This is a genomic window from Paraburkholderia caribensis (genome assembly GCF_002902945.1).
Taxonomy (GTDB): Bacteria; Pseudomonadota; Gammaproteobacteria; order Burkholderiales; family Burkholderiaceae; genus Paraburkholderia; species Paraburkholderia caribensis.
Genome location: NZ_CP026103.1, coordinates 559,094 through 585,231, shown reverse-complemented (window position 1 = coordinate 585,231; position 26,138 = coordinate 559,094). Strand labels below are relative to the sequence as shown.

The following is a 26,138-nucleotide window of genomic DNA, read 5'->3' as shown; positions in this document are numbered from 1 at the left end:
GAACGCCTGCCGCCACGCCGCGCACCTTCGTTGCGCACCTCGAATCAGCCCTTCGCCGCGACGCCGCGGCACGACAGTGAGAGCGTCCGATGGCGAGCGAACCGGAAACGACCGACAACAATGCGGCTGGCGACGCGTCGCCGCACCTCGATGAAAAGGAACGTGATCAGGCATCCGCCCATAGCTCGCCGCAAGCCCTCGTCATCCATGAAATCATCCGGGAGGAAGGGGAAACCGCGCTCCAACGCAAACCGCTTGCGCTAATGTGGTCCGCGCTCGCGGCCGGCCTGTCGATGGGGTTTTCGTTTCTGACGCAAGCAGTGTTGAAGAGCAAGGCGTCTGGCGGGGCCGAGGGCGCTGCGCTGATTGCGCCCGCCGGATATTGCGTGGGCTTCATCATCGTCGTACTGGGCAGGCAGCAACTGTTCACCGAAAGCACGCTGACTGTCGTGCTTCCCGTGCTGACACGCAAAGACCTACGCACGACTGTTGCCGCATTGCGGCTCTGGGTGATCGTCCTCGCCGCCAACCTCGCGGGCACCTGGATATTCGCGGCGATCCTCGCCTCTCCCTCGTCCTTCACACACGCCCTTGCCCCCACGCTGGACGAGCTCGCGCAAACATCGCTCGGCTCGTCCCTGGTCAGCACGGCGCTCAAGGCTGTCCTCGCAGGATGGCTCATTGCGCTGATGGTCTGGCTGCTGCCGAGCGCGCGATCCGCGGCGGTGCTGATCGTCGCCGTGCTGACGTACGTGGTGGCGGTATGCGAGCTTTCGCACATCATTGCGGGCTCCGTGGAAGCTGCGTATGTCGTGCTTCGCGGCCACGCTGCCATACAGGACTATCTGCTGCGATTTTTTGCACCGACGCTGCTTGGAAATGTGATCGGCGGGATTGCCCTCGTCGGCCTGCTCAACCACGCTTCCATCGCGCCCGAGATGACGGGCGGTCACTAGGCGCAGCCAGATCGGGATACGTGTTTCAGATCGCCCATGCGGCACAGCCGTGAACAAACCAATGCCATACGGCCAAAGCGAAGAATATTTTCACCTACCAGGCTATCGACGTGTAACCGGCACCCCCTGGCCGACGAACTAACTTGACCAGTCAATACCCGTTCGCCGATCCTGCTAATGTCGATTCACTTTTCCTGCACCATGTGCGGCCGATGCCTTCGCCCGGACATGTCCTGCGGCGCCTACCAACGGCGTCCGCGTGTGTGCCGCATCTATCCCGCTGAGGTCAATCCGTTCTTACCGCTCGATCCGGTTGCGAAGGTTTGTCCTTCCGATGCGTGGTCCGACGCGGGTCCGGTACTCATGCGCGCGGGTCGGATCGCAAATGCCGACACGGCGGCACTCATCGCACAGTCGCGTGAAGCCGACGAGCGCGACCGCGTCGCCAAGACCTATCTGTGTGCGCTGCTCGGATACGACACGGCTGCTCTCGCCAACGAAGGTTTCGCGGTCTATGCGCCCGCACGCCCTCGCCTCGAAGCTGCACTGCGGGCGGCGCAACAATCCGGCGCGACGCTTGACGATGCGGAGCCGCGCTCATCGCACCCCTGGCAGTTCATCACGAATCGCTCGACGACACTCGCGACGCTGCGGTCAATCGGCGCGAGCGCTGGGCGGGCTGAAGATCCATCCGGTCCGGCACAGGCCCCGGCGTACCTGGGCTTCTTCGACGAGGACATCGGCGATGGGGATCGAACGGATTCACCGCGCGCGCCGGGTCCGCCTCAACGGTAACCCGCTCGTGCTGGCGAGCAAATTACCATGACAGTCGTTATCTGGAGTCTGAACATGCTGCCCCGTTCTCTCACTGCCATCATTGCGAGCGCTATGGCGTTGCTCGCCTCGCATGCGTTCGCTGCTGCGCCGCGCCCGGTTGTCGTTGAACTGTTCACATCGCAGGGCTGTTCGTCGTGCCCGCCGGCGGATCGCTTTCTGTCCGAGTTGAGCGACTCACGCACCGACGTTCTGCCCCTGGCGTTTCATGTCACATACTGGAATCAGCTCGGCTGGAAAGACCCGTATTCATTCGACGGCGCCGATGCGCGTCAGGCCCGGTACGCCCAACGGTTTCGCGACTTCGCGTACACGCCGGAAGTGGTGATCGACGGCAAGGCCGAGGTGGTGGGCTCAAATCGCACTGCAGCCAGCGCGGCCATCGACCACGCCAGGTCCGCCGGTGTGACGGCCGCCACGGTTCACGCTACACATGTGGACGGCGGTGTTTCCGTATCCATTGGCCCGGGCACCGGCCGCGCGCATGTGCTGCTTGTCGGCTACGACGCCCGTCACGTCACGGCGATCGGGCGCGGCGAGAACGCAGGCCATACGCTCACTGAATCGAACGTCGTGCGTAGCATTGTGGCAATCGGTCAGTGGTACGGCACGGCGCTCGAGTTGCGTGCCGACGCCGACGCCGGCGAACATCAAGTGGTTCTTCTCGAGGACAATGACGGTGCAATTGTCGGCGCCGCACGCGTTGTCGATTCAGGCGGAGCGCCTGCTCGATGAGTGATGGTTCGTTGCTCGCCAGTGAGTAGACACGAACTTTCACCGGCATCATGGTGGCGGGCATGACACTGACCTGCTTCGCCTCATCGCCGCGCTTGCCCACGAACATGCGATTAGATAGATCACGACCGGTTCGCTCGGACGTCGAGGGATGGCGTGGATGCGATTCGCGCAGGCTTTGCGATAGTTCTGCGAGGTGCCTTTGCGTGGCGATCCGGATCATCGCGCAGCCGGTGGTTCCGCGTCGGTCGGAATGTCAGCCAGATACCGGAAAAGTGCCAGCGCCCGATTCGCCGTGGAGGCCTCGTGCCCGCTCGCAACGAAACTGCTGGCTTGTCGATCAATACGCGCGAGAATATACAGACCCCATACGTCGTTAGTCTGGCGCTGCGCAAACACGACCGTCTGCAGCGCAGTTGGCCGGAACACTGTCAGTCCCAAGGCACGGACCGGCGACACATTTTCCTCGCCCAGCACTATCCGCTGCGGGCTGCGCTCCAGCACCCGCATCCCGTACACCACGGAGCCGGAGCGGCTGTCGTTTGCCCAGAAGTAAGCTGTTCGGCCAGCCATCAGTTCCGACGGGCGGAAGTCACCCCGCCGTTGCTCGCCCTCGGCAGGTCCGGCCAGCGCTGCGGCATCCAGAAACAAGGGACGCCACTGCTGATCCGTCGTGGACCAGTAGCGCATGGTGTGCAGAGAGGAGATCGCCCCGGCACGTGCCAAAAGCGTCTCGGCCCCCCCAGCGGCGCGGACCAAACCTGCGATCGCGACCACAACCCTGGAGCGTGAGCTGGCAGGCCATCCAGTGCACGAGGACGGCCGCCACGCATTGGCATCAAGTTCTTCCGCATCGAGGATCGCGATCGCGGGTTGCACGCCCAACGACGCGTATGCGGGTACCGGTGATGTCCCGCACGGTGGCGTTGGCAACGGGGTCGCGACGGCGAACCCGGTGCCCATCGCGAGCGGCGTACAGAGAGCGGCTGCCCTCAGCCAGTACAGACGCCGAAGACGCACAGTTTTCTCACAGCAGCGAATTCTCATAGACCGACCCGCATTGCTTTCTATCGCGATCGTCAGGCCGCTACCTCTGTGCCGAGGCGAACGGAGGATTGTATCCAAAGCCGGTCCGCAGACGAGCGTTAGAAGATCGAACGCCCCGTGTACGTGGTGAGCCACTCCAACGCCATCACCCCCGCCAGCGAATTGCCATTGCTATCTAGCCCCGGCGACCACACGCACACGGCCATTTCACCCGGCAACAACGCGACGATCCCACCGCCGACGCCGCTCTTCGCAGGCAAGCCGACGCGATAGACGAAGTCGCCCGCTGCATCGTAGGTTCCGCATGTCAGCATCAGCGCCGACAATCGCTTGGCCGAACTCGCATCGAGAATGCGTTCGCCCGTCGACGGCACGACGCCGCCGTTGCTCAGATAAAGCGCTGCTTTTGCAAGCTCGACACAACTCATCGAAATCGCACACTGACGGCAATACGCATCGACGACGACTTCGGGCGGCATCTCCATATTGCCGAAGCTCGCCATGAAATGCGCCATCGCGCGATTGCGATGTGCGTGCTGCAATTCGGACTGCGCGACGCGCATGTCATAGTCGATCGACGCTTCGCCCGTGACCCGCCGCATGAACTCGACGAGCGCCGTCTCCGCTTTCACGAAGCGGCGGCTCAACACGTCGGTGATGACGAGCGCGCCTGCATTGATGAACGGATTGCGCGGCTTGCCTCGCTCCGATTCCAGTTGCACCAGCGAATTGAATGCCGTACCCGATGGCTCACGGCCGACGCGGTGCCACAAGTCGTCGCCGAGCAGCCTGAAGGCCATGGTGCACGCAAACAGCTTGGAGATGCTTTGAATCGAAAAGCGCGTATCGGCCTGTCCCACGCGATAGACGTCGCCAGACGTCGTGACGACGGCCATGCCGAAGCTGTTCGCGGGCACATTCGCCAGTTCGGGGATGTAATCGGCTATACGCCCCTTATCGAGCCAGGGCTGCAAGTCGGCGTGAATCAGTTCGAGGATGCGGGAATAGTCCATCGAGGTTGTCGGTGAGTAAAATCCATACGATGTCGTACGCATCGACGGCTCGACAAACGCAAAGCGGATCACGGCACGCGTGATCCGCTCTCACGGTCTGCGCACAGAGCGGCGAAACGAAGCGCGCCCTATTCTGCACTGAAAATATTTCAGCCGTGCGCTTTAGCGCGCCGGCATCCGCTCCTCGCCGTGCAAACCGCTCGTCGCGTATTCGGACGCTTCGCTGTCGCGGCCCGCATTGCGCTCGTCGAGATACGCCGAGCGATAGCCCGTATGCACGCCCCAGTAGTAGAAGATCAGCGAGAACACGATGACGACCAGCATGTCCCAGCCATACGGCAGCACGCCGAGACCGCCAAACTGCTTGCTGCCGATCAGCGACAGGATCGCCATGACGGGCAGATACGCCACCAGCCACCATGCCGCCTTCAGATCCTGGTTGAAGCCTTCGAAGCCCGACTTCGCCTGGAAGTAGAAGTACACGGGGAGCGCAACGATCATCAGCAGGATGATCTCGCCCGTCAGCGGCCACTTCGCCCAGTACAGGATCAGCGACGCGCACACGAACGCGAACGGCGCGATCACGCTCATGCCGCGAATGTGCAGCGGACGCTCGAGGTCGGTCGCCGCGCGGCGCAACGCCATCAGGCTGATCGGGCCCGTCAGGTACGAGATCACCGTCGCCACCGAAATGACGGCCGCCAGCGAACTCCAGCCACGGAAGAAGAACAGGAAGATGAACGACACCAGCAGGTTGAACCACATCGCCGGGCGCGGCACGCCGTACAGCGGATGCACGGTGCCGAAGATCTTCGGCATCGTGTTATTACGCTCCATCGCGTAGATCATGCGCGTCGTGGTCGCCATGTAGGTCGTGCCCGTGCCGCTCGGGCTCACGAACGCGTCGACGTACAGCAGGATAGCCAGCCAGTTCAGGTTCAGCGCGATCGCCAGTTCCGCGAACGGCGACTTGAAGTTGAACTGATCCCAGCCCTTCATCACGTCAGCCGGATTCACCGAGCCGATGTACGCAACCTGCAGCAGCACGTAGATCACCAGCGCCAGCAGGATCGAGCCGATCACCGCGAACGGCACGCTCTTCGCCGGATTGCGCGCTTCGCCTGCGAGGTTGATCGGGCTCTGGAAGCCGTTGAACGCGAACACGATGCCGCTCGTCGCCACCGCCGTCAGCACCGCCGACCAGCCGTACGGCGCGAAGGCGCCCGCGCCGCCAAGACTTTCGCCGAGGTTTTCCTTGTGGAAGCCGCTCATCATCAGACCAAGAATGGTCAGGCCCGGGATGATGAACTTGAAGATCGTGATGGCCGTGTTCGCACGCGCGAACACCTTCACGCCCCAGTAGTTCAGCAGGAAGTAGACGACCACCAGCACGGCCGACAGCAGCAGACCGGGTGTCGTCAGCTCGCTGTTGATGAAGAGGTTGTGCGCCCATTCGTACGGCCAGGTGCTCATGTACTGGATCGACGCTTCAGCCTCGATCGGAATCACCGACACGATTGCAATCCAGTTGGCCCATGCGCTGATAAAGCCGACCAGCGCGCCGTGCGAGTAGCGCGCGTAACGCACCATGCCGCCGGACTCGGGGAACATCGCGCCGAGTTCCGCATAGGTCAGCGCGATTGCGAGAATCACGATTGCGCCGATCACCCACGCGCACAGCGCTGCAGGGCCCGCGATCTTGGCCGCCTTCCAGGCGCCGAACAGCCAGCCGGACCCGATAATCGAGCCGAGCCCCGTCAGCATCAGCGCGAATGGGCCAATGTGCCGTTGAATTGAGCTATTCAATTGTCTTCCTCATATCTCGTGTACGGAAGCGCTTTGCCACCTTGCGTTGGCATCGGCGAATTCCGGCTTTCCTTGTTATTCGATAGCGAATCGCGACGGCTGTCGCACGCCGCGCCGCGAGAGGTATCGTCGACGGTTCTGGTGCCATCGAGCGAGAGCGGGATGGTCGCGAAATGGCCCGGCTACGTCCAATGCCAATTGCGCATGAGGGTCATGCACAAAAAACATAACGTCGAATGAACGCTTATGCGGCGGGCCCTAAAGCGTCTATATGAAATGACGCCTGTCGGCAAGCACGCGGGCCGGCATAACGGAGTTGCCGCGAGCCGCGCGAACCATTTTGAGTCCGGAATCGGCGAAGCGTGTTTTTCACGGCTTTGGGCAATGCATTGCGCAATGTCGCAATCGCAACGGCAGGGTTCTGCTCGCGCTGTACGGACAACGCGAGCGTCAAGAGTCGGGGGCGATTCGTTCTCCCGATCAGGATGCCGCGTCTCACTTGACCGAGCGCGCTCCTTCATTGCAAAGGAAGCGGAAATCAGGCCGGTGAGATCGAACATCTGCAGACTGCTTTTTGACTTCACTCATTTTTGGTTCGTTGCGCTTCGTTGCGTCATGCGTGTTTCAACCAGACGTAAAACTGGTTTTACGCAGCATTGACAATCTGCTCGCGCAACCAGCGTTGCGCCGGGTCGCGATGACATCGCTCATGCCATAGCATCCCCATTTCATAGCCGGGCACATCGACAGGCGGTTTGACGATCTGCAATGCACTCGTGTTCCGGACCAGCCGCTCGGGCACCATCGCGACGAGATCCGTGCTTGCCAACGCGGACAGCATGAACAGAAAGTGCGGAACGGACAGTACGACGCGGCGCGTGAGCCCCAGTTGCCCGAGCGCTTCATCCGTGACGCCGCGAAACCCGCCGCCGTCAGGCGAAACGATGACATGCTCCAGCGCGCAGAACTGCGCCGGCGTCGGCCGACGTTTCAGCCGCGGATGGCCTGCGCGGCCGGCCAGCACATAACGCTCCGTGAACAGCACCCGGCGATGCATGCCCAAAGGCGACTCGTCACTGGTATGAAAGGCGAGGTCGATTTCGCCTCGTTCCGCCTGCTTCAGGATGCGCTGCGGCATCATCTCGACAACGGAAAGCCGCGTACCGGGCGCTGCCGAACGCAACGCAGCCAACGCTGGCAGCAACACCGTCGACTCGCTGTAGTCGGTTGCGGCCACTCGCCATGTTTGCGTCGCCGTGCCCGGGTCGAATGCCTTCGCGGGCGACATGACGTGCTCCAGCGCTTCGAGCGCTTCGCGCAAGGGCTCTCGCAGTTCGTCCGCTCGCGCGGTGGGCCGCATGCCGCGCGGACCCGGTAGCAATAGCGGATCGCCAAAGATCTCGCGCAGCTTTGCCAGGTGCACGCTCACCGAAGGTTGAGAAAAATTCAATCGCTCCGCTGCTCGCGTCACGTTATGTTCTGAGAGGAGCGCATCGAGCGTAACCAGCAGATTCAGGTCCAAACGTCTGAGATTATTCATCGTAATACCGCACATATCAGAAATTCATTTCCAATATACCTGAGCGCCGCTTACGCTGCTTTCCGTGAATCACGGAGATCGAACCATGAATGTACTACTCGTCTATGCTCACCCCGAACCGCGCTCGCTGAATGGCGCGCTGAAGGACTTTGCGGCCGCACGTCTGGAGGCCAGCGGACACGCCGTGCAGGTGTCGGATCTGTATGCGATGAACTGGAAAGCCTCGCTCGATGCAAGCGACAGCGTGGTCCGGCCCATCGGCAAACGCTTCGACCCCAGCCTCGATTCGAAGCACGCGTTCGAAAACGGTTTGCAAAGCGCAGACATCGCACGGGAACAGCAGAAGCTGTTATGGGCCGACGCGGTGATCCTGCAGTTTCCGCTGTGGTGGTTCTCGATGCCTGCGATCCTGAAAGGCTGGGTGGAGCGCGTGTATGCGTACGGCTTCGCGTATGGCGTCGGCGAGCATTCCGACGCGCGCTGGGGTGACCGCTATGGCGAAGGCACGCTGGCAGGCAAGCGCGCCATGCTGATCGTGACGACGGGCGGCTGGGAATCGCACTATGGCCCGCGCGGCATCAACGGCCCAATCGACGATATCCTGTTCCCGATTCATCACGGGATTCTGTACCACCCGGGCTTCGACGTGTTGCCGCCGTTCTTGATCTATCAGACCGGCAAGATGGACCAGGCTCGCTACACAGCCACTTGCGAAACACTGGGGCAACGTCTGGACACGCTATGGACGGTGTCGCCCATTCCATTTCATCCGCAGAATGGCGGGGCATACGAGATTCCCGCCCTCACGTTGCGCGACGATATCGCGCCCGGCAAAGCGGGATTTGCCGCGCATCTCGGGTAAAGATTACCCTCATGCATTGACCCCGGTCAATTCCGACAGTCGCGCCCTATGCGTGATGCGTCATATTTACGAAATATGCTGCGTTATTACATCGCCTTTCGCATCGAGAAAATATTTCTGATCCCTATTATGCTATAACCGGAATGTGAGCCAAAACTAGCGATCACTCCGATCTCGATGCGATATGGCGTTTTACTATGTCGAACCAGAAGTGGCTGGCGGCCTTGGAAAGAATACGGTGCTGGAGCCAGACATCCATCCGCCAACCGTCATCAAACTGCACTACCGGATCATCAATTGGCTGGGCGATGCGCTACTGGAGAGCTTCCCTGCGTTGATCATCACGCGCGAAGCCGCCAATGCGCTGAATGAGGCCGGTGCAAGCGGATTCGAATGCCGCGAAGTTGAAATTACGGTTAGCGACTCCTTTAAAGAAATTTATCCCGAGCGGATATTGCCGGAATTTCTATGGCTATCCGTGACGGGCACGGCGGGACGCAACGATTTCGGCATTGCCGACGACTCGCGGCTTGTCGTCTCCGACCGCGCGCTCAAGACCTTGAAGACATTCGGCCTCGATAACGCCCTTGTCGAAGATTACTGAAGTCGCGCATTGCGGTCCGCCAAAAGCCAAAGGCCCGTCAATCGACGGGCCCTGGTTGCCTTTTTTGAAGAATAACCTTGAAGCGCTGCTCAGAAGCGATACCCGACCGACACAAATGAAACGATAGGATCCACGTGGAGTTTCGACGTGCTCGTCACCGTGCCGACGCTCGAATGTGTGGTCAGCGTTGCGCGCGTCGATAGCCACATGTAAGACAGCGACACGCCCGCTGACCAGTGCTTGTTGAAGTTATACGTGAAGCCCGCGTTGATGACAGGCGCAAACGAACTGCTCAACTTCGCCGATGTCTGCCCTTCGAGCGCGGTGCCATACGTCGACGAGTAAAGAAATGCGCCGCTCGACATCGCCGAACCGAGCTTCACGCCGCTATACCAGACATAGGCCACGCCCGCACCGAGATAAGGACGGAAATGGCTTTGCGCATCGTTGAAATAGTACTTCAGCAATAGCGTCGGGCTCCACTCATACGCCTTGCCCAGTTCGCCGAGTCCCGCGAGCGTGCCCGTGCCCGACAGCGTGAATTTCGGCGGCACGCCGAACACGCCTTCTGCTGCGATATGGTCGGTGATGAAATACGTCGCAGTCAGCCCCACGGTATCGGCGCCGTCGACACTGGCGCCCGACCCGCTCGCGGTCGTCGTCGAGCCGAGCGCACTGATGCTGAACGGTTGGCTCGACGATTGCGGCGCGAGATGGAACCAGCCGACATTCGCCACGAAACTTCCCGCGCTCTGCGCATGCGCGGCCGAGCCCGTCAGCAAGGCGGCCGCAAGGGTGATAGCCCGATATGGCCTCATCGATCTCCTCCTTTGTTGTGTTGGTCTGGAGGCGATTCTATGCGTACGACCGTGCTAATCGGTAGGGCGAGTCTGGTGAGTTGTCTCTGGAATCTGGTAAGGATTGGCCCTGCTAACCCGCCAGTTCGCGATGCAGCGCCAGATACTCCAGCGAGAGCTTGTGACGCGGGTCGAGGTGGATCACGGGCTTCGCATGCTGGTGCGATTCCTTGATCTTGACGGACGACGACAGCCTCGCATCGAGCACGGGCAAGCCTTCGGCCACCAGTTCGGCGACCAGTTGCTGCGGCAGGCTCGCGCGCGGCTGAAACTGGTTGATCACGATGCCTTCGACGTGCAGTGCATCGTTGTGGTCCTGCTGGATTTCCTTCACGTTATCGAGCAGCGTATAGAGCGCGCGGCGCGAGAAGTCGTCGCAGTCGAACGGAATCAGACAGCGCTCGACAGCAATCAGTGCGGAGCGCGTGTAGAAATTCAGTGCGGGCGGCGTGTCGATGTAAACCGCGTCGTACATGTCGAGCTCGTTGAGTGCGTCGCGCAGCTTGTAGATCTTGTAGCGCGATTCGAGCTTGCCGTGCAGCGTGTCGAGATCCGCGTGCGCGGGCATGATGTCCAGATTGTCGAATGGCGTCGGATGAATGAACGACGTCACGTCGACGGGCTTGAAGCTGAACGTCAGCGCCGTTTCGAAGAAACCGGCCACGGTAGGATTGACTTGGCTCGCCCGCGAGCCGAGCAGATACTGGGTCGAATTGCCTTGCGCATCCAGATCGATGACGAGCGTGCGCAGCCCTTCACGCGCGCTGATCGCCGCCAGGTTGCATACGATCGTCGATTTGCCGACACCACCCTTCTGATTGAATACGACGCGCCGCATATGTCCCCTCTTGCTGTCGATCTGCCCGAAAAACCAGCAGCATACATCAGCCGCACTACCGGGCGAGACGCGCCATAAAACGTGTGAACTACATGCAGGTCGTGCGACGCGTTTTCATGGCCTAGAATCGTTTCAGGCGCATCGCGGCCGAACGTCTGCGCAACACTGTGCCGGGCCTCGGTCATGCTGGATGTGCGCCATCTATCGCGCGAATTTTCAGGAGGTCACGATGAAATCAGATGAAAAGGGCCATGTGCAAGCCTTCGTGCAAACGGCCGAACAGGCGGGCGATTATGTGTGGGTGATTGCGCTGATCGATTTCGGTGCACGCGAAGTGAAGCGCACGCTCGTTTCCGACGAAAAATACTCGACCCGAGCGGCTGCGAAAGACGCAGGCGACGCCCGCCTGAAGGCCATCACCGAGGACCGTCACGCGCACGCGTAACAGCCCTCGCCCGCTGCGGCGGACAAGACCCGCACGACGCGCTGTTCGAAGCCGGCGTCGGCCTCGACGGCTCGTCGTGCTGCCGAATCAGAAGAATCACAACTGTGACGGACACGGACATGCCGATGATCAAGTTCTGCGTCCGCCTCGCGCTCGTCGCGTACCTGGTCGCGCTGATCGCGCTTTACCTGATGCAGGATCGCATGCTGCTGCCTGCGCCGCTCGATACCACCGGCACGCCGACAGGGCATCACGGCGCCTACGACGTCGAGCCGTGGCATGTCGACGGACTCTACGCGGGCTATGTCGCAACGCCTGCCGCCGCCGCGCCGCGCGGCACGTTCGTCCTCTTTCACGGCAATGCCGAGACCGCGGAGAACAAACTGCCCGTCGCCGAAGTCTTTGTCCGCGATGGTTTTCGCGTCGTGATGGTCGAATATCCGGGGCAAGGCAACCGTCAAGGCAAGCGCACGATGCTGGCGGCACTGGCGGCATCGCGAGACGCGCTTGCCGCAGCGCGCGCGCAATGGAGCGGACCCGTTTATCTGGTGGGCGAATCGCTCGGCGCGGGCATGGCGGCACAGGCCGTGAAAGGCAATGAAGCCGTGGTTGCGGGCGTCGCGCTCATTACTCCATGGGACACGCTCGCGAGCGTCGCAGGAGAAAAGTACTGGCTGTTTCCCGTGCGCTGGATGCTGCACGATCCATTCGATTCAGTGGCAGCCCTCCAAAGCTATAACGGACCGCTTGTCGTGATCGGTGCGCAGCAAGACTCGCTGATTCCCATCGTTCACGCGCAACGGCTGGCGAGCGCGCGTCCCGGCGCCCAGTTGATGGTGTTGCCCGATGCCGGTCACGACGACTGGTTTAGCGCCATGCACGATATGCAATGGCGCCAGGTGCTGCGCTGGCTGCATGCGGATTGAACGCGCTTTCGGGGCGTGTCAGATGCGCCACGCTCCGCGCACGCGCTCGCGGATATCCGCAAGACGCTCGACGGATTCGTTGGCGAACACGAAGCGCAGATACCGTTGCGCTTGCGGGCCCCAGCCGTTCATCGGCGTCGCGGCGACTTCGCCTTTTTCGAGGAGCAGCCGTGATGCATCGGGCGGCGCGATGCCGAGCTGCGCCGTGTCGACAAGCAGCGACCATCCGCCATCGGGACGTACCAGCGGCAGATCGCCCAACGCATTGAGCAGAAAATCGCGCCGTGCCTGCCAGACGGCGACCGCCTGCGCGACGCCATCGTCTGCGCAGGTCAGCGCCGCCGTCGCGCCGGGCATGCCGATACCGACCTGGCAAACAACATTCGACAGACTGGTCAACCGCACGTCGTGCATGATGCGTTCGGGACCGACGATCCAGCCCACGCGCCAGCCGATCATCCGGTACTCCTTGGATACGGAGCCGACCGTGAAGGTACGCTCGCGCATCTGCGGCAACGACGCGGGATGAATCACGCTGCGCCCGTCGAACAGGATGCGCTCCATTGCGGCGTCGTAAACGAGCCATGCGTCCGCGTGGCGGCAATGCCCGGCGATTGCATGCCACTCGGTCTGGTTGGCCACGAAGCCGCTCGGCATCGACGGCGACATGATGAGGATGGCGCGCGTGCGCGGCCCCACGGCGCTTGCCAATGATTCGATGTCGAGCCGCCAGCCATCGTCCGAAGGCAGGAGCCGCGCGAACTTCGGCACACCGCCCGCGAGCAGCACGCGATTGATGAGGCCCGCGTACGTCGGGTCGGTCAGCACGACTTCGTCGCCCGGTTCGAGGATCGACAACAGCACGTTGAGAATGCCCGCAAGTCCGCCAGCGGAAACGATGCACTCGCTGCTGGCGTCGTAGTCGATGCCCGTCGACTGCTTCATCCGCGCAACGACGGCCTGACGCAATGCCGTCTGGCCTGTGAACGGCAGATAGCTGTTGGCGTCGTCATCGTCGACGGCCTCGTGCGTGCGGCGGATTGCTTCGGCGGGCGGTCTCAGGTCGGTGTCGAGGTTCTCCAGCCGCAAGAGGTTGCGATTCTTCGTCGCGTCCGCAGCGTCGCCCATTCTGTCGACGCCGATGCCCGGGATGTTGCGCAAACGGGAGACTGTCACGGTGCCCTCCTCGCATCAGGCTGAGTTGATCGATGAATCAACGGATATGCGGGGTAGCATACTATTGCGTGAGGATGTCCTCGTGATCGGCGCGTTGCAAGCGCCCCTACCCGCGCCTCGCCATCAACTCATTGCGAATCAGCGCGTGCAGATCGTCGGCACTCGGCTGCGTGCCCCAACTGCTCGCGCCCGCCACCGATGCAATCGCGAACCACGAATGCGGCGGAAACCATTCCTGCACCATCACGCCGTCCTGTCTCAGGCACAGTTGCCCCGTCAACTCGCTGTATTCGGCCGACATCGACTTGCCGTCCGCCTGCACCGTCACGCATGTGCCTTTCGACGACGGTTGCTCCTCGACGCTGACGACCATGTCGCCGTCAAATAAATGTTCGTATGCGCCCGCCATGATCAGCAGCGTCCGGCAAGTGCGCTTCGACGCGGGCGCGCGGCCATCGTCAGGGTGATTGTTGCTTTCATCGTGCTCTCCCAGCTTCGGATCTCGGGAGACACTCTATGCAAATCGCACCGCGAAGATGTGTGCGTGTGTAAGCAAACGTGAATTCCGCGCCGCGAATCGCCGTGTGCGGGCGGCAAGTGTAACGTCGGCGCTCAATTGCCTTGCCTTGTGTGCGCCGTTACAACACCCGCGCCGGCCGCAAACGTGCAAGCGTCGTGATCGGGCTGTCACAGCGAGGTAACAGGTTTGGGAATATCGTGTCGCCGGAATCACGTTTTCTTCCCGTTCCTTTCCGGCGCCGACGCGCCTGCGCCGCAGCCTGTCCGCGCGTCGCTTGCCCTTCCGAAGCGAGAACAACAGACATGTCGAAAAACAACGCCCCCGACACAACGCCCGACGAACCGGACAACACGCCGTCCGCCACCCAGTCCGCCACTTTTTCGCGCCGTGGCTTTCTGAAGCTCGCGGGTGCGTCGGGATTCGCGACGGCCGCCAGCACGTTTGCGGGCTCGGCCAAAGCCGATCCGTCGACGCCTGACGGCACGCCGGAGCAGGTCCATCTCACGTGGGGCGAAGATCCGACGAACGAAGTCGTGGTGTCGTGGGCATCGATGGCGGCTGCGGCGAATCCGCACGTGCGCTTCGGCGCGGCCGGCGACAGGAAGGACATTGTGCATGCCGTTCAACGCACCTACACGGACGGCCTGAATGGCGAAGTCGTGTTCACGTATCACGCGCGTCTGCACGGCCTGAATGCGGGAACCACGTACGAATACGAAGTCACGGCCGATAACGACAGCCGTGCGGGCACGCCCTTCTCGGCGTCCTTCAAGACGGCGCCGCGCGGCCGCGCGCCGTTCCGCTTCACGAGCTATGGCGATCTGGCGACGCCCAACACAGGATGGGTGCTGTCGTCGCCGCAAAGCCGCTTCGCGGTGCAGGCCGTCGAGCGTTTCCAGCCGCTCTTTCACCTGCTCAACGGCGACCTGTGCTACGCGAACCTGAACCCGGCGCAGCAACCGGCTGTGTGGCGCGACTTCGGCAACAACAATCAGACGTCGTCGGCGAATCGTCCGTGGATGCCGTGTCCCGGCAATCACGAAATCGAATTCAACAACGGCGCGCAAGGCTTCGATTCGTACCTCACGCGCTACACGCTGCCGCACAACGGCACGCGCTTTCCGGGCCGCTGGTACAGCTTCCGCGTGAGTTCCGTGCTGTTCATTTCGCTCGATGCCGACGACGTCGTGTATCAGGACGCAGCGGCCTTCGTCGCGGGCCCGGCGCCGCTGGTGCCTGCCGCGAGCACGGGCAACCCGGCGATTGTGCCGGGCACGTCGTTCTATGTGCGCGGCTACAGCAACGGCGAGCAGACGCGTTGGCTGGAGAAGACGCTGCGCCATGCCGCCGACGACGACGATATCGACTGGATCGTCGTGCAGATGCATCAGGATGCGCTCAGTTCGTCGAAGACGGGCAACGGCTCCGACAAGGGCATCCGCGAGGCATGGCTACCGCTCTTCGACCGCTATGGCGTGGACCTCGTGCTATGCGGCCACGATCACGACTACGAGCGCAGCTATCCTGTACGCGGCTGCAACCATCACGCGGGCATCGACGCGGTCACGGGGGAGAAAGTCGACACGCTGCAACCGAAGCCCGTGGTTCACTCGCACGCGAGCAACGGCAACGCGTTCGACACCAGCCACGGCACGATCCACCTGATACTCGGCGGCGGCGGCACGAGCGCGCCGCTCGACGTGTACGGCGTCGACACGGGCAACGGCAATCCGCAGGCGAAGGTGTTCACGAAGCCCAACCGGCCGATGCCTGGCACAACGGCGGGCACGTTCACGCGCGCCAGCGCCGACGCCCTCGAAGATGCGATCTGGTCGGCGCAGCGCGACACGGGCACGGGCTACGGCATCGCGGTATTCGACTACGAGCCGGGTCCACACGGCGGCAAGACGACAATCACGATGAACTACTATCACGCGCCGGGCGCCGACCAGACGCCGACGGCGAACTACGAGCTATTCGAGACGATCACAGTATCGAAGCACCGGCGGAGATGACCGTCACGCGTGGCGCGAGACGCCACGCTACCCACCCCGGAGCGGCACGCGCCCGACGAGAAAGCCTACACACAGTTTGCCACCTGGGCGGCGGCGAACTGTGCGGCACGGCGTGCTGCGACGCGGGCACAGGAAGTGGGTGAGGCGTACAGAGAGAACGTTGGCAACGACCGCGAACAGGTGCGCTGCGGTGTGAAGCGCGGGGACGTTGGGGGCCCGTGGGAAAACGTCAAGCACTGGCGGTGTGAGCCGCTTTCTTTTGCCTACTTTTCTTTGCGGCGGCAAAGAAAAGTAGGTGCCGCCCCGCACAGGGGCAACGCGTGAAGCACGCTAACGAATCGCGGATGCCAGCGAAAGCGAAAGCAAAAGCAAAAGCAAACCGCGTATGCCCGCACCGCAAAGGCGCCCTCATCCGTACGATCGAAGTAAATCGGCGTCACCGAAACGCACCCGGCCGCGACCACGGCGGTTTCGAAATCAGCCGAATTCTCCCGCGCTCCGCGCTGAACCCGCAACCAGTGATACTCGAGCCCCCGCGGGTTGACTTTCGGCAACAAATCAATCCCTTCTACGAGCCCTACACCCTGCTTAGTGGGCGTCAGCGGCCCGGCATCTACCGCATCCACATCAGGAAAATTCACATTCAGGCAAACACGCAGACGTACACGCCGATAAACAGAACAGATGGCAAGCGAATCAAGTCACAATGGGTTGTGAAGGCGTTGTTGCGCGATCATGAGCGCCGTTATACTGACCAGCCGATGAGTAGAAACACATGAACGAGACAACCCAGCGAGCGATCGTGCAACTGGCACAATACGCTCGTCAATGGCGAAGGCGCGTGCGTCGACGCGCTCATGAAGGAACACAGGCATTTATCGAAGGAAAGCCTCAATCTGTCGCTGCCCACGCTACATCTGATCGCAGGCGCGGCATGATGGCGATGGCGATGACGATGGCGGCTTTTAGTACTTTTTTGTGACCCATTCCGTGAGCAGCAACGATCTTCTCAACATCGCGCAGCTGCGCGCCTTCAAACTCGTCGCGGATACGGGCAGTGCAACGCGCGCGGCTTCCGCGCTATTTCGTGCGCAATCGGCCGTGACGCGCTCGGTGCAGGAACTCGAAGCCGCGCTTGGCGAACGGCTGTTCGACCGCAAGCCTTCCGGCATGCTGCCGACACCCGTCGGCCGCGCCGTGCTGCATCGCTGTGAACGGCTTTTCACGGAACTCGAAGAGCTCGCGCAATGGTGCGACGCGCGCCAGGCGCGCCGCCGTCCTGCCGCCGAAACTTCATTGCCCGCCTATCTGCTCAATACGCGGCGGCTGCAACTGTTCGCGGCGCTCGCGCGGCATCGGCATATGCCGAGCGCGGCAAAGGCCTTCGGCATCAGTCAGCCAGCCGTGAGCACCGCGATTCGCGTGCTCGAAAGCGGCTCGGGACTGCAACTGTTCCATCGCCATCCGCGCGGCATCCTGCTGACCACGGAAGGCGAAACGTTTCTGCTGCACGTGCGCCGCGCGCTGAACGAATTGCGCAACGTACCCGACGATATCGCCGCGTTGCACGGCTACATTCAGGGCGCGGTGACCGTCGGCGCGTTGCCGCTGGGGCGCACGCTAATTCTGCCGAAAGCCATCGCCAGCATGAGCGCGAAACATCCGGGCGTGCGCATCATCACCGACGAAAGCGCGTACGAAACACTGGTCGCGGGACTGCGCGCGGGCGACATCGATTTCGTTCTCGGCGCGTTGCGCGAGAACGATGCTTCGAGCGGGCTGCTGAACGAGCGTTTGATGTCGGACGATATGGTCGTGCTCGCGCGGCGCGCGCATCCGCTAGCCAATGCGCGCAGCCTGACGCTCGCCGATCTGCAGAAAATGCAATGGATCGTGCCGCGCAGCCACGCGCCTGCACGCGGACTGTTCGAAGCGCAATTCAAACGGCTCAGACTCAAGCCGCCCATGCCGTCCGTCGAAACGGCAGACCTCGCGGTGATTCGCGGGCTGCTGCTCGGCACGAACATGCTCGCGGCACTGTCCGCGCAGCAATTGCACTACGAGTGTCAGTCGGGTGAACTGGTCGTGCTCGACGTGAAGCTGCGCAACACGCGGCGCGATATCGGTCTCACGATGCGCAGCGCGGGCACGCCGTCGCCGGCCGCGCGCGCATTGATCGACGCGATACGGCTTGCCGTCGTCGAAGTCACGCGCACGATCAGCATGGCGGAAGCGTGAGCGGAAAAGCCGCGCGATGCACCGCGCGGCAGTTGCCCGACATCAGCGCCGCACGCGCGAGAAGCGGCACCAGCTATGGTGATCGAGATTCTTCAGCAATTCCGCGCGCGAGCGCTCGCGACGGTAGTGCTGCACCACCGACAGCAACGCAATCAACAGCACGGATCCCCCAAGCGCAGTCACAATCCATGTTTCGTTCATTGCCATCCCCTGTAACAACTACGCCAGCAACATCGCCCCGTGTTTTCAGAGCGGGCATTGCCCCGCCTTCGGACAATTGCCTGCACTCATGCATTGCTCGAAAACCAGTTCGCGGTATCGACCGGCATCGCGATCCGCAGGCGTACGCGGCCCGAAAGTCCGGTTCACGACGACGATCTGGTTCGTGCACCGGCATTGATAAAGCTGTTGTTTTGTCTCCACCACTTCTTCCTTATCGGGCCCTTTCCGCTTTCTTCGGACTTGCGTGGACCCTGTTCCTGTCGATACAGAATCAGTTCATATGCTGGCCGCCGTTCACGGCCAGGTTGGCACCCGTAATGAAACCCGCGTCTTCCGAACACAGGAACGCGACGAGCGCGGCCACTTCTTCCGGCTTGCCCAGGCGGCCGGCGGGAATCTGCGGCAGGATCTTCGTGTCGAGGATTTCCTGCGGAATCGCCGTGACCATCTTCGTGGCGAGATAGCCGGGCGAAATCGTGTTGACGGTCACGCCCTTGCGCGCCACTTCGAGCGCGAGCGCCTTCGTGAAGCCGTGCATGCCCGCCTTCGCCGCCGCATAGTTGGTCTGCCCAACCGAGCCCTTCGAGCCATTCACCGACGAGATATTGATCACCCGTCCCCAGCCGCGCTCCATCATCATTTCGCACACCGGCTTCGTCATGTTGAAGACGGAATCGAGATTCGTGCGCATCACGGCGTCCCAGTTAACCTTGTCGAGCTTGCGCAGCGTCATGTCGCGCGTGATGCCCGCATTGTTCACGAGGATGTCGACAGGACCGATCTCCGCCGTGATCTTCGCCACGCAGGCGTAACACGAGTCGTAATCGGCGACGTCGACGGAATACGCGTAGAACGCGCGCCCCGAGGCTTCCATCGCGGCGAGCCATTCGTCCGAGCACGTGTTGCCGGGCGAGCACGTCACGACCACGCGATAGCCGGCATCGTGCAAACGGACACTGATAGCCTCGCCCAGACCACCCATACCGCCCGTTACCACAGCAATTCGATTAGTCATCCTTTGCACCTGTCAGTCGTTCATTGCGAAACTTCCCGATCGTCAACCGGCTGGTTCGCAGATACAGCCGTTAACTGGTCTCCCCGACTGATCCTTTTATGCCGCCGCTCACTGCGGCGCGCGCGTTTCGCGAGTCACTGCGACGTCGCGTGTCGGTAGATGGTTCGGCGTGTGCCTGTGCTTTGGTGATTAATCGACAACCGCTTTGTGGGGACGCGTATCCGCCTCGGTTCGCGCAGCGCGCGCGATCGCCTCATTAGTTTGCTGTTGCGCGAGCGCTTCGGGCGTTGGCGCAGTGGAAAGCGCCGTCGCGACAGCCGACGTCATGGCAGATGCAGCCGCTTGCGTGCGGCTCTGGAATGCATCGACGGCGCAGCGCAACTGGATGTCGTTCTTTTTCGCTTGTGTTTGTCCGACTTCCTGAAGCGCCACATTGAGCCGCGAAACGATACGGCCCAATTCATGGCCGTACTCCGCGAATAGCGACACGCCGCTATTGACCGCACTCCGATGGATAGCGGCCCATGCGTCCGGCGTGCGAGCGTTGCTGACCATGCTCATGGTTTTCAGCGCTTCGCCATTCAGTTGGCTAATCGTCTGCAGATTCAGCGCGACGATGGATTGCACTTCGCGAACGAAGGGATTGGCCCATGCGTGGAGAGCGGAGATGCCCGGCTCCCACGCCGAAATGACACCTACGGAATTCCGTGTGTTCATTGACGCGACTCCGTTAGTCTTACTAATTAGATTAATGCCACATGCACAGCGGGGCCGCGCTGTTTCATGCGAATAGCATGTGTGTTCGCAATTAACGCTTGTTTGTGCGAAGCACAATTTGAAGCGTCATTCTAAACACATCATTTGACAATTAATAAATGGTCTTTTGTAGGTAGTTACCCTAGGTTTTAGGGCCCATTTCCCACATGTTGATACAAAACATGGCTGATTACGTTTCAGCGGCACGTTATAGATGCATCCAATACATCTCAGGAATGGCCCGATCTTCGTCGGATAGAAAAGGATTATCCAGACGAATGATTTTTCGACTCGCCAGATTGGTTCGCTTTAACGCGTTCTGGATATACGGATGTGTGTTGAATAACTTCAGATACGAGCCATCGCGCCAGGCCGCCGCGAAGCCTCGTGCGATCGTCGCCGCGAGCCGCTCCTGATTGGGCGACACATAGAACAGAAAATCCGAGCGATACGCGAGCAGCAAACGGTTCTCGACAGCGAGGCTCGACTCGGTCTCCTTGCGCGACTCGATCTCCGGATACGCTTCGATCACGCCGCGCGGAAAATAGTCGACGCGCCGGCCTTCGACCATCTTGAAGATCGTTTCGTAACTCGATGTCGTCTGCACGGCGAGACCTGCGTTGCGCATGATCTCGGTATCGATCCAGCCAAGCCCTTGAACACCCGTCATCGAACGCAGATCGTCGAGCGTTTCGATCCGGTCGAAATCGGGCTGCCTGTCCTGCCGGATCAGAAACACCCGGTACCCGATCAAGCCGCGATGAATCGGAATATGCACGACGTTCAGGCCGCGCTCGGCCTGCGCGTCCATGCTGGTCCAGTGCAGATTGATGGTCGTGCCGCTCGCGAGTTCGGCGAGCGCACGGCCGCGCTCCATCACGATTTCGACCTGCCGTGTCGAATAGGACGCGTTGGCCGCTTTCATCGCGAGATCGAGCGTGGCGAGCGCGAATGCGGCATGCACGTCCCTGCCCGGCCGGATCTGTGGATAGATGATTTCGAAGTGCTCGCCCGGTGCGGCCAGTGCAGCGAGCGAGGCGCCCGCAGCACTGGCCGCGGCGAAAAGGAAACGCCTGCGATGCATAAGTACGAGTGACGAATACGGGAACGTGCGGATCGCGCGATATCGAGCCCTGCTCAGATCGTGTCACGGAGCATGGCGGCATCGACATTCGGACAAACCCGCTGACATATTGCAAACGCAATATTTACTCGAAGCCTTCAATCGCTTCGGGCATGTGCAAGCTGTTTCTGGCGCTATTCGACGATCAGCCCGTGACGGATCGCGTAACGGATCACCTCGGCGTTGTTGGCGAGCCCGAGTTTCTGCATCAGCCGCATCTTGTGGGTACTGATCGTCTTGGCGCTGAGCGCGCAGGTGTCGGCGATTTCGTTGATGCTCTTGCCCGCCGCCAGCATCTGCAGCACCTGAAATTCACGGTCGGACAGCACTTCATGAGGCGGCATATCGCCGCGATGCGTTTCGAACACCATCGCGTCCACGAGCTTCGGGTCGATGAAGCGTCCGCCGTCCGCGAGCTTGCGGATCGCCGCGAGCAGGACATCGGGATCGCTGTCTTTCGTCAGATAGCCCGTCGCACCAGCGCGAAGCGCGCGCGATGCGACCTGCGCTTCGTCGTGAATGCTCAGCACCAGCACGGGCAATGCAGGCTGCTCGGCACGCACGCGTCGAATCAGATCGACACCGCTGATGCCCGGCATCGTCATGTCGAGCAACAGCAGATCGACGCCGCAACTGCGCAACTTGTCGACGACTTCCGCGCCGTGCGCTGCTTCCGCCGCGACGATCATGTCGCTCGTGGTCGCGATGATCTGCCTGAGTCCGCCGCGCACGATCGCGTGATCGTCTGCAATGAGTATCCTGATCATGGTTTGAGTCCGCCATCGAGCGGAATGTGAATCGAAACTGTCGTGCCGGTGCCCTGCGCGCTGTCGATCGACAGCGTTGCGCCGATCAGCCGCGCGCGCTCGTTCATGCCGAGCAGGCCATACGAATAGTCGCGGTGCGCCGCCTGCAGGTCGAAGCCGCAGCCGTTGTCGCGCACCTGCAGTTCGAGCCTGTCCGCTGTTGAAATCAGCGACACGTCGACACGCGTCGCGTTCGCATGACGCGCCACGTTAGTCAGCGACGCCTGCACGATGCGGAACACGGCCGTCGCGTGTGCGTCCGACAGCGCGGGTTCGCCGCCTTCGATGCGCAGTTCGCAGGGAATCGCGTTGCGCCGGTTGAATTCGTCGACGAGCCATTCGAGCGCCGACACGATCCCGAAGTTGAGCGCGGCGGGCCGCAAGTGGCTCGCGACATTGCGCACCATCCAGATCGTGCCTTCGACCAGCTCGCGCATGTCGTCGGCTTTTTTCAGCGCTTCCGGGTCGTACGCGAGGCGCATTTTCAGCAGCGACACGTCCATCTTCAGTGCGGTCAGCAACTGGCCGAGTTCGTCGTGAATCTCCATCGCGATGCGCTTTCGCTCCTCTTCGCGGATCGCCTCCATGTAGGCGGAAAGCTCGCGTTGCTGCTCGCGCGATTCGACCAGTTCCTGCTCCATCTGCTTGCGCCCGGTAATGTCGTTCAGCCCGACATAGATGGCGGGCGAGTCGTCGTAGGTCGCGACGCGCGCGGTCACCATCGCCCAGAACTGCGTGCCGTCCGGGCGGCGGAACCGGACCTCGGTATCGCGCAGGCTGCCCTCCGTTCGCAGATGCCCGATCAGCCGCTCGCGCGCCGCCGGGTCCGCGTAGAAGTCGGCGATGTTGGCGACATTCAAGGCGGTGCGCTCGCCCATGCCGAACAGCGCGCGCATCGGCGCGTTCGTGTACAGGATGCGTCCATCCGGCATCGACGTGATGCACAGCGGCACCGGACTCGTTTCGACGATCGCACGAAAGCGCGCTTCGCTCGCCTGCAGGCGCGCCTCCGCGCGGCGGCGTTCGTCGATCTGCGCCTGCAGGTTGGCATTGGCGCGCGCCAGTTCTTCGGTGCGCAACGCGACGCGCCGTTCGAGATCGTCGCGTACCTGTTCGAGCGCCGCTTCCGTCTCCTTGCGCACCGCGACTTCATCCAGCAGTTGCCGGTTCTGCGCAACGAGTTGCTTGTGCATCGCGCGCAGTTCGAGATGCACGCCGACGCGCGCGAGCATCTCGTCGACGCGCAGCGGCTTGGTCACGTAATCGACACCGCCCGAGGAAAACCCTTCGACGCGGTCTTCATGGCCCGTCAGCGAGGTCATGAAGATCACGGCGATATCGCGCGTGCGTTCGTCACGCTTGAGCCGCCGGCAGGTTTCGAAGCCGTCGATGCCGGGCATCTTCACGTCGAGCAGAATCAGATCGGGCTGCGCGAAGGCCGCGCGTTCGAGCGCCTCCATACCGTCGAGCGCAACCAGTACGCGGATGCCGCGCGCCTCGAGACTGTCGACGACCACGCCGACATTGGCGGGCGTATCGTCGACGATCAGGATCGTGCCCGACGGCACGGCGGACGCAGCGACGTGGCTCATGATGCCGTGTTCCCTTCGAGATAGCGCTCCACCAGTTGCAGGATCGCCTTCGACTGCCAGGCACGCGCCAGTTGATGCAGCCGTGCCGCAAAGGCGGCGTGCGCCGGATCGCTCGCCGCCATCCGCTCGGCCCATTGCACGATGCCGCTCATGTTGCCGTCGCGCGCAAGCTGATGCAGCTCGCTCATTGCGTCGGCGGGAATGTTGACGGGAAAGGTCGCCGGCATCGGCGCCCCGGCGGGCGGCTGGACAGCCTCGCGAATCCAGTCGATACCGAGCAGCGCCGCGATTCGCGCGAGCAGCACGTCGAAATCGAGCGGCTTGCTGATGAACGCGTTCGCGCCCGCTTCCAGACTCCTCGCGCCGTCCACGCCGAACGGCGACGCCGAGATCGCGATGATCGGCGTGCGCGCGAACGCGGGCATCGCGCGGAAGCGGCGCGTCACAGTCAGACCGTCGATGCCGGGCATCACGATGTCCGTGAGTATCAGATCGGGAGATTCCGTTTGCGCAAGCGCGATGCCATCGGCGCCGCTCGCGGACTCCACGGTGTCGAAGCCGATCCGCGTCAGCAGCTCGACGATGACCGCGCGGTTGATCTGCACGTCGTCGATCACCAGCACCTTGCGGCGCGGACCTTCGTAACCTGTGATGATCGCGGCGCCGCTCGTCACGTGGAGAATGCGCGGTTCCACGAGCGCGGGCGGCAGTTCGAACCAGAACACGCTGCCACGCCCGACGTCGCTCTCGACCGTCACCTCGCCGCCCATCGCGCGCACGAACTGGCGGCTGATCGCGAGGCCAAGCCCCGTGCCGCCCGCGCGGCGTTCGGCGCCGCCTGCCTGTTCGAAGGGCATGAAGATCTTCTCGTGATACTCGGCGGCGATGCCGATGCCCGTGTCGTGCACCTCGAAGCGGGCCGCGCCGTTTTCCGCGCGCCCGATGAACAGGCGCACGCTGCCTTCATCGGTGAACTTCACCGCGTTCGACAACAGATTGAGCAGCACCTGGCGCAAGCGATGCTCGTCGGCTCGCACGCCGCCCGGCGCATCGGCCGCAACCGTGCATTCGAACGCGAGCTTGCGCTGTTCGGCCTTCACGCCGATGATCTCGCGAATCGTATCGACGAGGCCCGCCAGCGGCACGTCGCAAATCTCGATGCGCAGCTTGCCCGCTTCGACCTTCGCGAAATCGAGCGTCTCGTCGATCAGCGCCAGCAGGTGCTCGCCGCTCTGCTGGATCACGGCGACGCCGTCGCGCTGACGCAGGCTGAGCGTGCTGTCGCGCCGGAGAATCTGCGCGTAGCCGAGAATGCCGTTGAGCGGCGTGCGCAATTCGTGGCTCAGGTTCGCGAGGAACTCGCCTTTCGCGCGATTGGCCGCTTCCGCCATGTGCCGTGCTTCGCGCTCGACGGTTGCTTCGCGTTCGTCGAGATACGCGCGATGCAGCCGCATCGCCATTGCGTTGAACGCCGACACCACGCGGTCGAGCTCGTCCGGCTCGCGCGGCGGCTTGCGTTGCAGAACGAACGGCGAGGGCGGCTCGTGGAAATCGTAGTCGCTGACGCTGCGCGCGATCGCCGCGAGGTGCCGCGTGAGCAGCCGCCACAGAATGTAAAACGTGAACAGCGCGACGAGAAACGTATTCGCGCCCTGGCTCACCAGTATCACGAGCGCCGTGCGCGTCAGATCGTGATAGAGGTTGGCGAGTGTCGCCTCGACATACAGCGTGCCGATCTGCTCGACCTTGTCCTGCACGCGGTACACGATCGGGAACTCGCGGGCGACTGTCATGCCGGGCATGCGCCGGCCCACGCTCACGACCATCGCGGAGCTGACGGAAGGCAACTCGCGCACTTCCGCCGCGCGGATATCGGCGAGACGCAGCATGCCTTCGAGTTCGAGCTGGAGTTGCGGCTGGTCGAGCCGCCAGAGCGCTTCGCCAAGACTGTCGCGATAGCTGCGGTCGATATCGACGAGGCGGTTCTCGATCTGCTCGACGCCGCGCTGATAGTCGCGATACAGCTGCACGGCCGTGAGGATCAGCGTGATCGCGCAACTGAACGCGAGCACCGTCCCGAGCAGCCGCAGCACTACGCTGCGCCGCACATAACGGAGTCCGCTCCACCCTGCGTCGAACCTGTCGAGAGCCATATCTCCCTTCGAGTGCTGCCGTTCTGGTTGTCTTATTCTGCACTCGATGCCAAAGCGCG

General features: G+C 62.2%; 25 protein-coding genes and 2 pseudogenes. 10 read left to right on the top strand and 17 right to left on the bottom strand.

Annotated elements, in window-relative coordinates:
• Positions 1-89 precede the first annotated feature (89 nt).
• The 3 genes from C2L66_RS32070 to C2L66_RS32060 all read left to right on the top strand — a co-directional run bounded on the left by C2L66_RS32070 (position 90) and on the right by C2L66_RS32060 (position 2,525).
• Positions 90-956 (top strand): formate/nitrite transporter family protein, encoded by an 867-nt coding sequence (locus C2L66_RS32070; protein WP_060607396.1) that lies wholly within the window; start codon positions 90-92, stop codon positions 954-956.
• Positions 957-1,133: 177 nt separating this feature from the next.
• Entirely contained in the window at positions 1,134-1,751 is a 618-nt protein-coding gene (locus tag C2L66_RS32065; protein WP_082670477.1) for a YkgJ family cysteine cluster protein, read from the top strand.
• 54 nt (positions 1,752-1,805) lie between these two features.
• The gene (locus C2L66_RS32060) at positions 1,806-2,525 is read left to right on the top strand and encodes a DUF1223 domain-containing protein (protein ID WP_060610338.1); all 720 of its coding nucleotides are present in this window, start codon (positions 1,806-1,808) and stop codon (positions 2,523-2,525) included.
• Between the two features lie 219 nt (positions 2,526-2,744).
• Here the strand turns inward: C2L66_RS32060 and C2L66_RS32055 are convergent, their stop codons facing one another.
• From C2L66_RS32055 to C2L66_RS32040, 4 genes are all read right to left on the bottom strand, one after another.
• Complete coding sequence (locus C2L66_RS32055; protein WP_060607392.1) at positions 2,745-3,404, bottom strand: DUF6675 family protein; 660 nt, start codon at positions 3,402-3,404, stop codon at positions 2,745-2,747.
• Positions 3,405-3,670: 266 nt separating this feature from the next.
• On the bottom strand, positions 3,671-4,585 hold the full coding sequence (locus tag C2L66_RS32050) for a glutaminase (RefSeq protein ID WP_060607389.1): 915 nt from the start codon (positions 4,583-4,585) through the stop codon (positions 3,671-3,673).
• Between the two features lie 162 nt (positions 4,586-4,747).
• A complete protein-coding gene (locus tag C2L66_RS32045; RefSeq protein WP_060607387.1) occupies positions 4,748-6,391 on the bottom strand; it encodes an APC family permease in 1,644 nt (547 codons plus the stop codon).
• A gap of 646 nt (positions 6,392-7,037) precedes the next feature.
• Complete coding sequence (locus C2L66_RS32040) at positions 7,038-7,931, bottom strand: LysR family transcriptional regulator (RefSeq protein ID WP_054931837.1); 894 nt, start codon at positions 7,929-7,931, stop codon at positions 7,038-7,040.
• 85 nt (positions 7,932-8,016) lie between these two features.
• Between C2L66_RS32040 and C2L66_RS32035 the strand changes: the two genes are divergently transcribed.
• Both C2L66_RS32035 and C2L66_RS32030 read left to right on the top strand, forming a co-directional pair.
• Positions 8,017-8,793, top strand: a complete 777-nt coding sequence (locus C2L66_RS32035) for an NAD(P)H-dependent oxidoreductase (RefSeq protein WP_060607384.1) — start codon at positions 8,017-8,019, stop codon at positions 8,791-8,793.
• Between the two features lie 184 nt (positions 8,794-8,977).
• Positions 8,978-9,397, top strand: a complete 420-nt coding sequence (locus C2L66_RS32030) for a hypothetical protein (RefSeq protein WP_054931835.1) — start codon at positions 8,978-8,980, stop codon at positions 9,395-9,397.
• Positions 9,398-9,486: 89 nt separating this feature from the next.
• Here C2L66_RS32030 and C2L66_RS32025 read toward each other — a convergent pair whose 3' ends face one another.
• Both C2L66_RS32025 and C2L66_RS32020 read right to left on the bottom strand, forming a co-directional pair.
• Positions 9,487-10,215 (bottom strand): OmpW/AlkL family protein, encoded by a 729-nt coding sequence (locus tag C2L66_RS32025; protein ID WP_060607381.1) that lies wholly within the window; start codon positions 10,213-10,215, stop codon positions 9,487-9,489.
• A 112-nt stretch (positions 10,216-10,327) separates the two neighbouring features.
• Positions 10,328-11,092, bottom strand: coding sequence for a ParA family protein (locus C2L66_RS32020; RefSeq protein ID WP_060607378.1), 765 nt, complete (start codon positions 11,090-11,092; stop codon positions 10,328-10,330).
• Positions 11,093-11,321: 229 nt separating this feature from the next.
• On the opposite strand from C2L66_RS32020, the gene C2L66_RS32015 reads away from it, so the two are divergent.
• On the top strand, positions 11,322-11,537 hold the full coding sequence (locus C2L66_RS32015) for a hypothetical protein (RefSeq protein ID WP_060610336.1): 216 nt from the start codon (positions 11,322-11,324) through the stop codon (positions 11,535-11,537).
• A gap of 119 nt (positions 11,538-11,656) precedes the next feature.
• On the top strand, positions 11,657-12,463 hold the full coding sequence (locus C2L66_RS32010) for an alpha/beta hydrolase (RefSeq protein WP_060607375.1): 807 nt from the start codon (positions 11,657-11,659) through the stop codon (positions 12,461-12,463).
• A gap of 18 nt (positions 12,464-12,481) precedes the next feature.
• Here the strand turns inward: C2L66_RS32010 and C2L66_RS32005 are convergent, their stop codons facing one another.
• Both C2L66_RS32005 and C2L66_RS32000 read right to left on the bottom strand, forming a co-directional pair.
• Positions 12,482-13,639 (bottom strand): pyridoxal phosphate-dependent aminotransferase, encoded by a 1,158-nt coding sequence (locus C2L66_RS32005; RefSeq protein WP_060607371.1) that lies wholly within the window; start codon positions 13,637-13,639, stop codon positions 12,482-12,484.
• Positions 13,640-13,745: 106 nt separating this feature from the next.
• Positions 13,746-14,048, bottom strand: coding sequence for a hypothetical protein (locus tag C2L66_RS32000; RefSeq protein ID WP_060607368.1), 303 nt, complete (start codon positions 14,046-14,048; stop codon positions 13,746-13,748).
• Positions 14,049-14,461: 413 nt separating this feature from the next.
• Here C2L66_RS32000 and C2L66_RS31995 point away from each other — a divergent pair, with 413 nt between their 5' ends.
• Positions 14,462-16,174 (top strand): purple acid phosphatase family protein, encoded by a 1,713-nt coding sequence (locus C2L66_RS31995; RefSeq protein ID WP_060607364.1) that lies wholly within the window; start codon positions 14,462-14,464, stop codon positions 16,172-16,174.
• A gap of 395 nt (positions 16,175-16,569) precedes the next feature.
• Here the strand turns inward: C2L66_RS31995 and C2L66_RS41925 are convergent.
• A pseudogene (locus C2L66_RS41925) lies at positions 16,570-16,824 on the bottom strand (5'/3'-nucleotidase SurE); the annotation flags it as partial.
• Positions 16,825-16,989: 165 nt separating this feature from the next.
• Here C2L66_RS41925 and C2L66_RS42315 point away from each other — a divergent pair.
• A pseudogene (locus C2L66_RS42315) lies at positions 16,990-17,112 on the top strand (GntR family transcriptional regulator); the annotation flags it as partial.
• Positions 17,113-17,164: 52 nt separating this feature from the next.
• Entirely contained in the window at positions 17,165-18,412 is a 1,248-nt protein-coding gene (locus C2L66_RS31980; protein ID WP_060607359.1) for a LysR family transcriptional regulator, read from the top strand.
• A gap of 42 nt (positions 18,413-18,454) precedes the next feature.
• Here C2L66_RS31980 and C2L66_RS41385 read toward each other — a convergent pair whose 3' ends face one another.
• The 8 genes from C2L66_RS41385 to C2L66_RS31950 form a co-directional block, all read right to left on the bottom strand.
• Complete coding sequence (locus C2L66_RS41385; protein WP_167352384.1) at positions 18,455-18,613, bottom strand: hypothetical protein; 159 nt, start codon at positions 18,611-18,613, stop codon at positions 18,455-18,457.
• Between the two features lie 45 nt (positions 18,614-18,658).
• A complete protein-coding gene (locus tag C2L66_RS40940; protein ID WP_156516761.1) occupies positions 18,659-18,835 on the bottom strand; it encodes a hypothetical protein in 177 nt (58 codons plus the stop codon).
• Positions 18,836-18,905: 70 nt separating this feature from the next.
• The gene (gene phbB / locus C2L66_RS31975) at positions 18,906-19,649 is read right to left on the bottom strand and encodes an acetoacetyl-CoA reductase (RefSeq protein ID WP_060607355.1); all 744 of its coding nucleotides are present in this window, start codon (positions 19,647-19,649) and stop codon (positions 18,906-18,908) included.
• 189 nt (positions 19,650-19,838) lie between these two features.
• Complete coding sequence (locus tag C2L66_RS31970) at positions 19,839-20,366, bottom strand: phasin family protein (protein ID WP_060607352.1); 528 nt, start codon at positions 20,364-20,366, stop codon at positions 19,839-19,841.
• A gap of 247 nt (positions 20,367-20,613) precedes the next feature.
• The gene (locus tag C2L66_RS31965) at positions 20,614-21,489 is read right to left on the bottom strand and encodes a hypothetical protein (RefSeq protein WP_060607349.1); all 876 of its coding nucleotides are present in this window, start codon (positions 21,487-21,489) and stop codon (positions 20,614-20,616) included.
• Between the two features lie 173 nt (positions 21,490-21,662).
• A complete protein-coding gene (locus tag C2L66_RS31960) occupies positions 21,663-22,295 on the bottom strand; it encodes a response regulator (protein ID WP_054931821.1) in 633 nt (210 codons plus the stop codon).
• Positions 22,292-23,926, bottom strand: a complete 1,635-nt coding sequence (locus C2L66_RS31955; protein ID WP_060607346.1) for a hybrid sensor histidine kinase/response regulator — start codon at positions 23,924-23,926, stop codon at positions 22,292-22,294. Before C2L66_RS31955 ends, C2L66_RS31960 begins: the two co-directional genes overlap by 4 nt.
• Positions 23,923-26,079, bottom strand: coding sequence for a hybrid sensor histidine kinase/response regulator (locus C2L66_RS31950; protein WP_060607343.1), 2,157 nt, complete (start codon positions 26,077-26,079; stop codon positions 23,923-23,925). Before C2L66_RS31950 ends, C2L66_RS31955 begins: the two co-directional genes overlap by 4 nt.
• Positions 26,080-26,138 lie beyond the last annotated feature (59 nt).